The organism is Alteromonas sp. WD8-37 (assembly GCF_055326825.1).
Genome location: NZ_JBUZOV010000007.1, coordinates 105,029 through 117,341, shown reverse-complemented (window position 1 = coordinate 117,341; position 12,313 = coordinate 105,029). Strand labels below are relative to the sequence as shown.

Sequence of the window (12,313 nt, the reverse complement as noted above, 5' to 3'; positions counted from 1 at the left end):
CTAACGAGGTTTAGGGGGAAGAGAAAAGAATTATTCTTACTTTTTTATTACCGAAAGTGCTTAAAACTAAACTTTTCGGTCTAGAAGTGCAGTTCCAGGCCTAAAAATGCGCCGTCGTATGCCATGTCGGCATACACATCATCCAAATCTTCAATGTCCAGCTCTACATCGCGGTAGCCCAGTTGCAGGGTCATGTCCACGGCCAGGCTTTCGATGAACGAATAGGTCACCGCCACCTGATAATCGCTGAAGGTATGATCGTCAATCGACAAATAGCTACCTTCGGCATACGCGCCTAAGCCGGAAAACGGCAGGCCGAACTGCACTCGCGAATAGGCCATTGGGATGACGCCGGAAAAGTCGGTGCTACCCTGACGCGCACTGTCATTGTCCTGGACCAGTAGGCTGCCATCAACATACTTACCATTGATGCCCACATCAAAGCTGACAATGTCGTTATCAAACAATTCATAATACAGGATGATGTCAGTGGTGGTGAGATCGACCTGGGTATACAGCGAAGTCTCTGCCGCATAGGTGGTACCGTCAAAGGTGTAATCCGCGGCCAGAACGGTATTGCCCTGAGTATCCATGCTGGTGTGGATCAATTTTACATTGGGCACAAACGGGATCGGGTGTTCGGCTGCAATATACGCCGAGCCCTGGGTCTCATCATCCAGATTAAAGTCTGCCTGAGCGCTGTTGTCAGCAAAACCGCCGGTGGTATCGGCTTTCCACGCCTGCGCGCCCACATACACACCCGCAATGGTATCCGCCAACACCGGGCTGGCTGCAAATGTGCCTAACACTGCTAAGGCCGAAATGCATTTTTTCATTGATTATCCTTGATTCATTAGTTCGGTAAGTTCAATCAGTGCTGCATTAGCACGAGAGATATAGTTCGCCATCACCAGTGAATGATTGGCCAGCATGCCAAAGCCGTCACCATTCAAAATGATGGGGCTCCATACTGTTTGCTGCGTGGCTTCCAGTTCACGGATAATTTGACGCAGGCTGACCAGTGCATTTTTGTCTTCCAGAACGTCGGCAAATTCAGATTCCACAGCCCGCAGATAATGCAACAGCGCCCAGGTGGCGCCTTTGGCTTCATAAAAGGTGTTGTCCAGCTTCCACCAGCTGGTTTTGATATGTTTTTCATCCATGTTCGGTGTGGACTGACGGGCTTTACGCTGGCCGGCCAGATCAGTATTAATACGCGAGGAGCCCACACTGGCGCTTAAGCGTTGTGAATAGCTGCCCAAGCGTTTTTCCACCAGCTTAAGCCATTCGCGCAGATTATCAGCCCGGGTGTAAAACTGGCTTTCACCACGGCTAGGGTCGACCAGCTCGGCCCGATAGGTGTAGAGTAAGTCTACCCCCTTTTGATAACTGGATTCGGCGGCCGGAAAAATCCAATCTTTGTGGTCCATATTAAAGTACGGTACTGCCTTAGCAATATGCGGGTTTTCTACCGACTGTGATTGGGAGCGGGAAAAGTCCTTACGCATGGCTAAAGCTAAATCACGGGTCATTTCCAGCACACCAAATTCCCACGACGGCATATTATCCAACAGCACGCCCGGCGGCATGACATCGTTGGCCAGATAACCGCCCGGCTTATTAAGCATGGTTTCTGTAACCATGATCATGGTGGTGGTCAGGGTATAGCCAGGCACTTCCACCTGGGAGCTGCGCGTGGCCTGGGCTTTGACTTTGTCCTTCACATTGAAGGTGTCAGGCGACATGCTCCAGTACCAACCTACCAGCCAGAAAATAAGAAACAGCAGCACAACGGCTGCTCCAATGCGCTTGGCGCTTAAATGCTGTTTAATATTCAATGTTTGTATTCCTTGTGATTGCTGCTGCCGATGCCCTATGGCAGGGCATAATCTGCTTGGTACGGATTATGCCCGGGGATTGTTTACCCAGCGCCTGGGTGGTGTTACTGCTGACTGCTTTGGGGTGCACCGCGCGATGCACGCACCAGCAGCCAGACCACCAGTACAGTGAGCACGATGGGCCAGGCAAGGCCCAGCCCGAACACCACCAGTGCCGCCACGGCTGCTGCGATGGCAAGTAGTACTGTGCCTACGACGCTGATCGCCACTATAAAGCCTACAACTACAAACACAACTGCCAGAAGCAAAAATATCAGTAAGTTATCCAGCGGCGCTAGCATATGGTCACCAAACTGAAAGGAAATATGAAACCATTCATCCAGCCCGCACCCCAGCGCTGCCGCCAGGGTCAGGCCAATGATCACAGCCAGAATAAAGTTTTTCATCGGCGGGATCCGGGCAATAAGATCACCGCAGCCAGATACGCCAGCAGAGTCACGCCCGGCAACATAACCAGCGCGATCACGGCGGCTATGCGCACCCACAGGGCATCAACATTCAGCCAGCGGGCCAAACCGGCACAGACGCCGCTGATCACAGAGGTGGATAAATCGCGCACAATACGTTGTCTGGAATCAAAAGACTTCATAATCTACTCCTGCTAAAAAGACTTAGGCCACGTGCCGGGCTTTAAGTTTGGCCAATTCCTGCTCGACCGATGCTTCTCGGGCCAGCTCGGCGAACTGCACGTTCAGTGAAGCGTCAGTTCCCATATACTGGCTGTCAGCCTGCGCCTCCAGGCGCTCGATCCGCTGTTGGTAGGCATCAAAGCGGGCCTGGGCCTGCTGGGTATGCACAGTATGCTCGGTGGTGCGCGCTTTCAGCCGGGTCAATGCTACCTGTTCGCGGCTGGCTAACTGACGGGCTTTGGCCATCGCTTCACTGCGTTTTTGTTGCAGCTGGCTAAGGTCAGTATCCAGCACCGCCAACTGGCCGGCATGATGGGTATGTTGCTGGCGCAATTGCTCGTAGCGCTGTGACAAACCAAGTTTATGGGCCAGTGCTGAGCGGGCCAGTGCTTCGTTATGGTGACTTAGCGCCAACTCGGCTTTTTCCTGCCAGCGCTGCATTTGCGTGGTGAGATTGCGTTGCTGCCGGCTGATATGTTTTTGTTCAGCCAGGTGCTGAGCACAAACCGTGCGGCCTTCCGCCAGCGCCTCATCAATTTGCTGCATCATCAATTGCACCAGCTTATGCGGATCTTGCGCGCGGTCCACCATGCTGTGCAGATTGGCATGAATAATATCGCTGATACGGGTTAACACATTCATTCTGTTCTCCTGATAAAATCCTGGCCTGGCAAGCCGGCTTGGTGTCAGTACTCTTACCCGGCGGACCGGGGGAAAACTGCCTCTACCCTTTGGGTATTACAAATGGCGTACCAAAATTTAATACGTTGTTATTTATGACTTTTTTGTTTTTTCAGTCGCGGCGCATTAACAACCTTGAGAAGCCTTGGTCAATTTGACCAATCTTTTTCGCTGTTTTGACCACCGTGTTATGGCAGGCACAAAAAAGCAGCGCCGAGGCGCTGCAAAAGGTGTTTCAGGGAGCAACAAAGAAGATTATTGAACAGCGGTTTCGACCTCGCCGGCGGTATCACGCGAGGCGGTCAAATCGGTCACACTGATCTTGCCAGTGCGGGTTTCGCTATCCACCGGCTGGAAAAAATACACCGTGTTGGCGATGGCCTGGTCGAGTTCGGCTTTTAATTCATAGGTGGTGGCAGCGGCAAGCTGGCTCACCATATTTTCAACAGCCTGTTCGATGGGTAACTGCTGGGCAGAGACCGGGGTGGCAACAAGGGCGGCGGCAAAAAGACTGGAAACAACAACTGGCGCTTTCATACTAGGGTTCCTTAATTTAATCAGAGGCGGCCTGTCGGTCGCGTTTACGCTTGGCTTTTAACCTATTGCGAAGCGCGTGCCAGTCGCTGAAAAAATCGAAAAACCCTTTTATTTCATACCGATAAAAAAATCGCGCTGGCCTACGAACAGACCGCGCGATATATGCCAGATTAAATTTTAGTCATATTGACGATGTAAGTAGCCGAATTAACCAACTTGCTGCTGGTTAAAGCTACGCACCTCCCGTTGAGCGTCTTCCACCGCAGCCAGCGCATTGATCAATAAATCCGGGTCAGGGTTTTTACCGGTGCCGTTCTGGCTGAGATAACGGCGCCAGATACGGCCGCCGGCCTGGCCGGCATATAACCCCAGCATATGCCGGGCGGCATGCCAGGGCTTAAAGCCCGGATCGGTTTGCTGACTGATGTAGCTTTGCATGGCCAGCACAATATCGCGACGGCTTAATGTGGATGGCGCAGCGCCAGCCACCTGGGTGTCCACCTGGGTCATGATAAACGGATTGGCATATACCTCACGGCCCATCATCACTCCATCGACCTCAACCAGTTGGGTGGCTACATCGTCAAAGGTTTTGATCCCGCCATTAATGCTAATGTGTAAGTCTGGTCGGGCAGCTTTTAACTGATGCACCCGTGCATAGTTAAGCGGCGGCACTTCGCGGTTTTCTTTGGGGCTTAATCCTTGCAGCCAGGCTTTGCGCGCGTGCACGATAAATGTATCGCAGCCAGCATCGGCCACCACCTCGATAAAATGCGAAAAATCGGCGTATTCATCCATATCATCAATGCCAATCCGGCATTTAACGGTTACCGGAATATCCACCACTGCCTGCATGGCTTTGATACAGGCAGCCACCTCTTCGGGCCGGGCCATCAGGCTGGCGCCAAAGCTGCCGTTTTTAACCCGATCCGATGGGCAACCTACATTGATGTTGACCTCATCATACCCACGCGCCTGCGCCATTTCGGCACAGCGGGCCATATCCGCTGGATCGCAGCCGCCCAGTTGCAGTGCCAGCGGGTGCTCCTCATCGTTATAGGCCAGGTAATCGCCCTTCCCGTAAATCAGTGCCCCGGTGGTCACCATTTCGGTATACAGCAGGGCATGGCGCGACATCAGCCGCAAAAAGTAGCGGCAATGGCGGTCGGTCCAATCCAGCATGGGGGCGACAGAAAATTTTCGATTCAACGGGGCGATGGACACAACACAAACCTCTATGCCAAATAAAACAATGACTCACGCTACAGCTAGCGCAAAGGGTGCGCAGTATACCAAATTCCCCCGCTGCAAAAAATCTCAGAGGTTCACATTTGCTTATAAGTAAACAGTGCAACATTAAAATTGTGTAATTAACTTATCAAAATCTAACGCAAGTTAGTTCAATAGCCCGCGGCCAATGCGCGTGGTCATATTTCAGGTGACTAGCAACCTGTAAATGTGAACCACAAAATTAATAAACTGGAAAGTCTCAGCTTGCGTACCATTTTCATCTGACAAGACGTAAGGGTCTTCACACCGTCTTGTCTCGCTTTGTTATCAACTATTTTCCCAAATGGCTGCTTTATTTCCTGGTGCTTTCTATGATCTTATTTGACCGTAAACAATTAGTGTACGAAATCCGAAAAACAGAAAGTGTGTTGCAGCGACTGCCCTATTGGAAAGTCTCGGAAGTGATGAAAAATGAGTTGAAGCTGAAAAAGTTGAAAAAACTGTCGGGGCAGCTTTCTTGAGGGGTTCAGCCAAACTGGCAGCGATATTTGTGACTTATGAAATGAATATCGGCTTACTTAAAAATGTCACTCAATTGCTTCGCTATCTTCCCGACGCGCAAATTATTGTTGTAGATAATTCTTCTGAACATTACAAACGTGTTTACCGACTATCCCAGGCTCTTTACAGGCTTGCCGACAAACAGCACGCCCGAATAACGTACATTGATCATCACCTCAACTCTCGCTTTGCTGCCTACAACGCAGGCATGGCAGCGGTGGATGCTGACAATGTGCTTTTTCGCACCGATGATGACTACTTCAATGAGCAAAATACCGCCGGAATGCTACGCCAAAAAACAGCGCGCTGGGCTGTCACCCCGCACTATTTTAACAACAGCATTCAATACCCCCGCGATCATTGTAGACCGCTTGAAACAGCAATTTTTACCAAAGCATTTTTAACCTCCCTGCTGCCTTTTGCTGATATGCCGGCAGCCGACTGGCAATTACTCGAACGGGCCTATGGGATTACACCTCCTGCCTACTTCACTGAGCCTGTGCTCCATAAAGCCGGGCATGGTCGAAACGCAAAGGCATAAATACAGATGAAAATAGCCATTATTGCCCACCCGCGTTTTCCTATAAAAAGCCCTTTTGCCGGCGGACTGGAAGCGTTTATCGCTTCTGTGATTCCGCACTATGCCAGGCATTGGGAAGTCACCTTGTACGCGCACCCCGAATCTGATTTCCACGAATATCTAGTGTCTTTTCCTATTGATGAGGAAGCTTACAAAAAGTATCCCGAGTTAGTAGAAAACGATTTTCTACTAAAAGTTATGCAGGATATTTCCAGTAAAAAATTTGATGTAGTGCATAACAATGCTATCAGCCCTATTCCTCCGGTATGGGCCTGCAAGTATCAACTGCCGTTATTGACCACCTTGCACACCCCGCCCTATAGCCGCCTTAAAGCTTCAGCAGAGCTCGCCTCCCTGTCACCGTGGGTGCATTATGTTGCGGTCTCACAATCTGTGGCTGACGCGTGGCAGCCTTACATCAACGACAGCATAGATGTTATTTATAATGGCATCGATTTGCACCAGTGGCAGTGCGTCAAAACCAAGCAGTCGTGCGTTTTTTCATTCGGCCGGATCTTACCTTCCAAAGGCTTTGATTTGGCAGCCAAAGCGGCTATTCAACTCAATATTCCATTGAAAATCGCCGGGCCAATTTACGATCATAAGTATTTTGAAACAGTCATAGCGCCGCTTCTTGGCAAGCACGTATCCTACCTGGGGCATTTATCTCATCAGCAATTACAGGCTGAATTGCGCCAGGCCAAAGCCGCTATTTTCGCCCCCCGCTGGGATGAGCCTTTTGGCCTTTCTACTGTCGAAGCAATGGCTTCCGGCACCCCGGTGGCCGCCTTTAATCGCGGAGCATTTTCAGAAATTGTGGCTGAGGCAGGAGGTAGTCTGGCTACCGGCAATAATGTAAACAGTCTGGCGGTGGCGCTGGAACAATCCTTCAACTGCCACGCCGATGACGTTACCGCCAGAGCGGCCGAGTTTCCGTTGCACCGTATGTGTGAGGACTATTTACAAAAACTCTCGGCGATCATATGAAGATTTTATTAGTCACCAGCCCCGTCGTTAGTTTACGCCAGCCTTTTGCCGGTGGCACAGAGGCCTTTGTGGTCGCTCTGGCAAATGGCCTATGTCAACGTGGCCATCAGGTTGATGTATTGTGTAAAGATGCGGATGAGGATAATGCGTTCAATACGCTCATGCTTCAGGAGTCTGCGTTTCGTATGGAAGATAGCGTGACGAGCGAAAGTGACGGTCAAAAGCTGTATCAGGCCGCACAGTTCGGGCTGTTCGATTCCAGTTCGTACGATATTATTCATTATCATAGCTACTACCACTGCATGTATGAATTTTCATTTTTACATCAGCGTCGCAATGTGATTACCCTGCACAGCCCCTATACCGAACGATTAGGTCTGACCCACCGTCTTAATAGCAGCCGTTGCGATGATATCTATGTTGCTGTGTCCCAGCGCTTACAGGAAGAATGGCAGCCGTATTTGAATCATCCGGTCAAGGTTATTTCAAATGGTATTGAGCTTAGCAAATATTGTCCGAGGTCTTCACGGCAAGCTCGCCTGATATGGGCGGGGCGATTATGCCCGGATAAAGCACCGCATCTGGCGATAAGGATCGCAGAACTGGTTAACATGCCGCTGGTGTTGTGTGGCCAGATCACAGATGAAAATTACTTTGCACAGCGTGTAGCACCTTATTTAAATAGCGATATTCAATATAAAGGAGCGCTCACTCAGTCTCAGCTTCACGCGGAGATTGCCGCCAGCACCGCATTATTGATGACCTCGTTATGGCAAGAGCCCTTCGGCCTGGCCACAGTGGAAGCGTTGGCCAGCGATATACCGGTTATCGGGCTGGCCACTGCCATCCCCCCAGAGTTGCGCTTTCCGCCTTGTACGCACGTCATTGATATCGACCATCCCGAGGCGATAACCGCAGCAGTACAGGCGGTGGCGCGCATTTCTCCTGGGGAGTGCCGAGCGCAGGTCGCTCACCTGTCTTTAACCAACACTATCAGCGCGTATGAGGCGATTTATGCCCAAATCGGCTAACACTCTGCTGTACTATATCCACCATCACGGTAATGGCCATCTGCAACGCGCTACCTTCCTGGTACCGATTGTTCAACATACTTGTACGGTAGAGATTGTTATCGCCAGCGAGGCCTTTTACCCAGCAGTAGCGGCCGCCTTTCCTGATATCGTTATTCACCGGCTTAATTCCAAATGGGATGATCAGCCTACTCAGGGGCAACGCACTTTTGATGCCGCTTTTGAAGGCATGCCCTTTACCCGCAATGCCCGCCAGCGCGCGGCTTCGTTTGCGGCAATTTTGCATGAGCGAAATATTACCCATTTTCTCAGTGATGTTTCAGCCGAGTTAACCATTCAGGCCCGTTCTGCCGGCGTACAGTGTTTGATGCAGCGCCATTCAGGCGACATCGGCGCCGATCCAACCCAGGTTTTTGCTTATCAGTGTGCGGAGTTTTTATTTGCGCCGTTTCCTCAGGAAATCGAAGCCCCGGATTTTGTTTTTGCTGATAAGACCTGCTATCTGGGCTTCATCGCCTCGTCCGCACGGCTGACAGCGTCAATGGATAATGGCATCACTATCGTGCACCCTGATGCCAGTTTAGTCAGAAAACTGTGTGAACTGCTCAATCCCCAGTCTGTTCAGATTACTGTGATTGGCTGTGAAGGCCCTTCACTTGAAGGTGTAAGGTGGCTTGGCAAAGTGGCGGATGTCGCCGCAGCTATCACTTCGAAAGTCGTGATCTGTAGTGGGGGGAACAACCTTATCTCAGAGTTAATGATGTTGGGCAAATCTCTGTTGGTATTGCCCGAACCCCGCCCTTACGACGAACAACTGGCAAAAGCAGCAGGTCTGGCCAGAGCGGGATGGGCGCAATACCTGGACGCGACAGACTTACAGTACTCTGACCGGGTGCACGCAAAAATCGAAAAGGCACGGGCTAATACCACAACGCCCAGACTAAGCCACTGGGCTGAGTCATTTGCCCATCTGATACATAAGGCAATGTAATGTCATATTCTGTTGTCACATTGGTTAAAGGGCGCAAAAAACAGGTGCAAAATCTGCTGGCCAGTCTGGCTGACAGTACCCTTTTGCCTCATGAAGTGATCATCGTTTGGATGGAGCCCGAAAGCCCTCACAGCATAGTCACCCACCCGCAGCTTGTGGTACATCAGGTGTATATGGAAGGCGAAGCGCTGCCGCTGGCCGCCGCCCGAAATAAAGGGTTTGCTGAAGCCTCAACCGATACAGTGATATTTTTGGACGTGGACTGTATATGTAGCCCCACGGTGTGCGAACAGATGTTAAACCAGCTTACGCCGAGCACCATCGTGTCTGCTGCGGTACGTTATTTGCCCTATTTACCCTTGACTGGAGAGTATAGCCAACATTGTTCACAAGCCATTTCTCATCCACGGCGCGCCCAGCTAGAGCATTCTGTTGCTTTACCGCACCGGATGTTTTGGTCGCTGGTTTTTGCTGTTTGCAAGCAAACCTTTGATCAAATTGAAGGGTTCGATGAGGAATTCGCCGGCTATGGCGGCGAAGATACCGATTTTGCAGAACGCTTTCATCAGGCAGGCATAAAGTTTTTATTGTGCGATGATGAAGTGCTGCACCAGTACCACACCAAATACCTGCCACCGGTTAACTATATCGGGGACATCTGTACCAATGCGAATTACTTTTACCGCAAACACGGCTATTTCCCCATGCGAAAATGGTTAGATGCATTCTGTGAACGCCATTGGGTCACTTTTGACGAAGGTAAACAGCAATATAGGGTGCAAACGCCACCGACGCAGGCAGAGATTGACGCAGCGCTGTCATTGACAGCTTATTGAACGAACGGCGGCAATTGGTACCAGGGTACAACCTGGCAAAATCACGATTGCGGGCAGGCCGTTCTAGGATGCCAGCGCCACCAGACTAGCTGAGAACATCAGTCCCCAATAAACATTGCCCATGATGATTCCATGAAATGTTAGCCGGCAGGCTGCCCAACGAAGTGCCCCCCGAACGCCTGTCTATGATTGCCAGCTTATTCAGAGTCAGGCGGCCAGAAAGCTCGTTCAGATAAGTGCCTGCGGCTGCTTTTACTCAATGTAGCTGCTACTTAGCGAGGCTGACTAAGATTTTCACCGGCGCTTTGATTTTTCTTATCAGTAGTGTATAACTGCGCCATACGCGCTATTGAGAGCGCATGAAAATGAGAATAATCAGCCGCTTAGGCGCCAACTTTAGCTTGCAATAATGGATAACACCACATGCCTGACCTTTCATTCAGGTCAGGTTAAGCTGCTGTGGCACACTCTACTGGTATCTGACCTGTGTCGCTGCATGTTCATCTTATCGAAGTAGGGAATTATTATGTTGAAGCAAGTATCTATCGCTGTAACAGGGCTCTTCCTTCTCAATATCAGTTCGCCCACGGTCGGCGGTGATCGGGGGCCGGTGTATTACAGTGACTGTGCCTATATCGAATTTGAACAGATCGATAGCTCCCATATGACCCGCGCCGAGCAGTTAGCCGCCATGGATGCCGACTTTGAAAAAAGCCTGAACGCCAGCGAACAATGCATGGATGAGGCGGTGTCGGTTAGTGCCGGGCGCTTAGCACAAAGCGGTGCCAGCGGTAGTGCTGGTCAGGGTAATGGCAGTGCTGATCCCACCGAGGCACAAACTGCCCAAGCCCAAGAACAAACCCAGCAACAAAGCCAGCAACAGGCAGCCGCCGATCCGTCGAAAACGCACCAGGGCGGCCAGAGCGGCCCCGGCAGTTCGGCAGTGTGCGATGCGGTGAATCAAGGCCTGGCTTCGGCCACCACTGATGCCGAAAAACAACATTTTGAAGCGTTGCAGACAGAGTATGGATGCAGTTAACCAGATCACAATGAGGATATACCGGTGAAACTAACAACATTTGTGAAAGGACTTTCCGTTAAGGCAGGGATCGCACTGGCTACCGCCACTCTGGTTCTGGCCGGCTGTAGCAGTACCCAAACCAGGGTGACCAGTGTGGGCCCCAGTATTGGCGGGCCGGCATCGGGTAAAGCACTCGGCAACGATAAGCGAAAATATGCCTACACCTCCAATATTTATCTGGATGTGGCTATTCCGGTTTTCGACCCGGGTATCCCCAAAGACAAGTACGGCCATATTGATGATGAAGAAGTGGTTGAGCAGGATATTTGGCCTCAGGTGCGCCGCTTAGAAGCCAACCGGTTTGCCATCAATACCAAAAAAGCGCTGGAAAAAACTAATGCTTTTGGCTCTATCAATGTGACGCCGGATGCCAATGCCAGTGCCGATGTCTATATTCTGGGCAAGATCAATCATTCCGATACCGAAATTGTGGAGATTGGCGTGCGCATCATGGATGCCAGCAATAAGATCTGGAGCGAAGAGGAATTTGAATACCAGGTCAGCGAAGGCTTTTATCGCGATGCGCTGCGTAAAGATGGCAATCCATATGCGCCGATTTTTGACAATATCGCTGCCCATGTTTATGACGTACTGATGAAAAAATCCGAAAGCGAAAAGCGCAAGATCGAACAGATAGCCGACCTGCGCTACGCAGCAATGTATTCGCCTGAGGCATTTGGCCCCTACCTGGAACAGAAAAAAAGCTGGGGTTCCTCACAAGCCCATTTTGAGCTGACCGGCGCACCGTCGACCCAGGACCCTATGTTCCAGCGCATCCAGCGTATCCAGGCCAAAGATCATCAATTTGTGGACTCGCTGCAGGATAGCTACGAAACCTTTTATGCCGAAACCCATGAAGAGTATCGCACCTATCAGCGCGAGACCTTGCCGCTGGCCGCCGATATCCGACGTAAAAAAGAAGAACGCACTAAAGCCCAAGCCATTGCCGGCATTGGCTTAGTAGCGGCTGTGCTGCTGGGTAAAAACTCAGGCTCCACCGCTGGCCAGGTGGGCGCGGCGGTAGCCGGTGTAGCCGCTGCAGTGTCGCTGGTCGATGCAGTGAAAACCAACAAAGAGCTGCATGCAGTGCGCGATATCTTAGAAGAAAAAGGCGAAAACCTGGACATCAAAGTGACCCCAAAAGTGGTGGAGTTTAATGACCAGAACATCGAGCTTAGTGGTACTGCCACCGAACAGCACGCGCAGCTTCGCCAGCGCCTGTACGAAATTTATCAGCTGGAAGCCACCCCTGATCAACAGCTATAAACAGG

General features: G+C 50.9%; 14 protein-coding genes. 7 read left to right on the top strand and 7 right to left on the bottom strand.

Annotation, left to right across the window (positions count from 1 at the left end; genetic code table 11):
- Positions 1 to 80: 80 nt before the first annotated feature.
- The 7 genes from ACTUJZ_RS14175 to dusA all read right to left on the bottom strand — a co-directional run bounded on the left by ACTUJZ_RS14175 (position 81) and on the right by dusA (position 4,969).
- The gene (locus ACTUJZ_RS14175) at positions 81 to 836 is read right to left on the bottom strand and encodes a TIGR04219 family outer membrane beta-barrel protein (RefSeq protein WP_463636988.1); all 756 of its coding nucleotides are present in this window, start codon (positions 834 to 836) and stop codon (positions 81 to 83) included.
- 3 nt (positions 837 to 839) lie between these two features.
- Positions 840 to 1,832 carry a DUF2333 family protein gene (locus ACTUJZ_RS14170; protein WP_463637007.1) on the bottom strand — a complete coding sequence of 331 codons (993 nt, stop codon included), beginning with the start codon at positions 1,830 to 1,832 and terminating at the stop codon, positions 840 to 842.
- 110 nt (positions 1,833 to 1,942) lie between these two features.
- On the bottom strand, positions 1,943 to 2,284 hold the full coding sequence (locus tag ACTUJZ_RS14165) for a hypothetical protein (protein WP_463636987.1): 342 nt from the start codon (positions 2,282 to 2,284) through the stop codon (positions 1,943 to 1,945).
- On the bottom strand, positions 2,281 to 2,487 hold the full coding sequence (locus ACTUJZ_RS14160) for a PspC domain-containing protein (protein ID WP_463636986.1): 207 nt from the start codon (positions 2,485 to 2,487) through the stop codon (positions 2,281 to 2,283). Before ACTUJZ_RS14160 ends, ACTUJZ_RS14165 begins: the two co-directional genes overlap by 4 nt.
- Before the next feature lie 22 nt (positions 2,488 to 2,509).
- Positions 2,510 to 3,169 (bottom strand): PspA/IM30 family protein, encoded by a 660-nt coding sequence (locus ACTUJZ_RS14155; protein WP_463636985.1) that lies wholly within the window; start codon positions 3,167 to 3,169, stop codon positions 2,510 to 2,512.
- A 294-nt stretch (positions 3,170 to 3,463) separates the two neighbouring features.
- Positions 3,464 to 3,745, bottom strand: coding sequence for a hypothetical protein (locus ACTUJZ_RS14150; protein ID WP_463636984.1), 282 nt, complete (start codon positions 3,743 to 3,745; stop codon positions 3,464 to 3,466).
- A 207-nt stretch (positions 3,746 to 3,952) separates the two neighbouring features.
- A complete protein-coding gene (gene dusA / locus ACTUJZ_RS14145; protein WP_463636983.1) occupies positions 3,953 to 4,969 on the bottom strand; it encodes a tRNA dihydrouridine(20/20a) synthase DusA in 1,017 nt (338 codons plus the stop codon).
- A gap of 523 nt (positions 4,970 to 5,492) precedes the next feature.
- On the opposite strand from dusA, the gene ACTUJZ_RS14140 reads away from it, so the two are divergent.
- The 7 genes from ACTUJZ_RS14140 (at position 5,493) to ACTUJZ_RS14110 (ending at position 12,308) form a co-directional block, all read left to right on the top strand.
- Positions 5,493 to 6,077, top strand: coding sequence for a glycosyltransferase family 2 protein (locus tag ACTUJZ_RS14140; protein WP_463636982.1), 585 nt, complete (start codon positions 5,493 to 5,495; stop codon positions 6,075 to 6,077).
- Positions 6,078 to 6,083: 6 nt separating this feature from the next.
- Complete coding sequence (locus ACTUJZ_RS14135) at positions 6,084 to 7,103, top strand: glycosyltransferase (RefSeq protein WP_463636981.1); 1,020 nt, start codon at positions 6,084 to 6,086, stop codon at positions 7,101 to 7,103.
- On the top strand, positions 7,100 to 8,134 hold the full coding sequence (locus ACTUJZ_RS14130; RefSeq protein WP_463636980.1) for a glycosyltransferase: 1,035 nt from the start codon (positions 7,100 to 7,102) through the stop codon (positions 8,132 to 8,134). Before ACTUJZ_RS14135 ends, ACTUJZ_RS14130 begins: the two co-directional genes overlap by 4 nt.
- Positions 8,118 to 9,125, top strand: coding sequence for a glycosyltransferase (locus ACTUJZ_RS14125; RefSeq protein WP_463636979.1), 1,008 nt, complete (start codon positions 8,118 to 8,120; stop codon positions 9,123 to 9,125). The genes ACTUJZ_RS14130 and ACTUJZ_RS14125 overlap by 17 nt, the downstream gene beginning before the upstream one ends.
- Positions 9,125 to 9,961, top strand: coding sequence for a glycosyltransferase family 2 protein (locus ACTUJZ_RS14120; RefSeq protein ID WP_463636978.1), 837 nt, complete (start codon positions 9,125 to 9,127; stop codon positions 9,959 to 9,961). The genes ACTUJZ_RS14125 and ACTUJZ_RS14120 overlap by 1 nt, the downstream gene beginning before the upstream one ends.
- A 526-nt stretch (positions 9,962 to 10,487) precedes the next feature.
- Positions 10,488 to 11,000 (top strand): hypothetical protein, encoded by a 513-nt coding sequence (locus ACTUJZ_RS14115; protein WP_463636977.1) that lies wholly within the window; start codon positions 10,488 to 10,490, stop codon positions 10,998 to 11,000.
- A gap of 24 nt (positions 11,001 to 11,024) precedes the next feature.
- Positions 11,025 to 12,308 carry a hypothetical protein gene (locus ACTUJZ_RS14110; protein ID WP_463636976.1) on the top strand — a complete coding sequence of 428 codons (1,284 nt, stop codon included), beginning with the start codon at positions 11,025 to 11,027 and terminating at the stop codon, positions 12,306 to 12,308.
- Positions 12,309 to 12,313 lie beyond the last annotated feature (5 nt).

Excerpts from the sequence above, each read along its gene's own strand:
- ACTUJZ_RS14175 (WP_463636988.1), bottom strand. The coding sequence starts at position 836 with ATGAAAAAATGCATTTCGGCCTTAGCAGTGTTAGGCACATTTGCAGCC.
- ACTUJZ_RS14165 (WP_463636987.1), bottom strand. The coding sequence starts at position 2,284 with ATGAAAAACTTTATTCTGGCTGTGATCATTGGCCTGACCCTGGCGGCA.
- ACTUJZ_RS14160 (WP_463636986.1), bottom strand. The coding sequence starts at position 2,487 with ATGAAGTCTTTTGATTCCAGACAACGTATTGTGCGCGATTTATCCACC.
- ACTUJZ_RS14155 (WP_463636985.1), bottom strand. The coding sequence starts at position 3,169 with ATGAATGTGTTAACCCGTATCAGCGATATTATTCATGCCAATCTGCAC.
- ACTUJZ_RS14150 (WP_463636984.1), bottom strand. The coding sequence starts at position 3,745 with ATGAAAGCGCCAGTTGTTGTTTCCAGTCTTTTTGCCGCCGCCCTTGTT.
- ACTUJZ_RS14135 (WP_463636981.1), top strand. The coding sequence starts at position 6,084 with ATGAAAATAGCCATTATTGCCCACCCGCGTTTTCCTATAAAAAGCCCT.
- ACTUJZ_RS14130 (WP_463636980.1), top strand. The coding sequence starts at position 7,100 with ATGAAGATTTTATTAGTCACCAGCCCCGTCGTTAGTTTACGCCAGCCT.
- ACTUJZ_RS14125 (WP_463636979.1), top strand. The coding sequence starts at position 8,118 with ATGCCCAAATCGGCTAACACTCTGCTGTACTATATCCACCATCACGGT.
- ACTUJZ_RS14120 (WP_463636978.1), top strand. The coding sequence starts at position 9,125 with ATGTCATATTCTGTTGTCACATTGGTTAAAGGGCGCAAAAAACAGGTG.
- ACTUJZ_RS14115 (WP_463636977.1), top strand. The coding sequence starts at position 10,488 with ATGTTGAAGCAAGTATCTATCGCTGTAACAGGGCTCTTCCTTCTCAAT.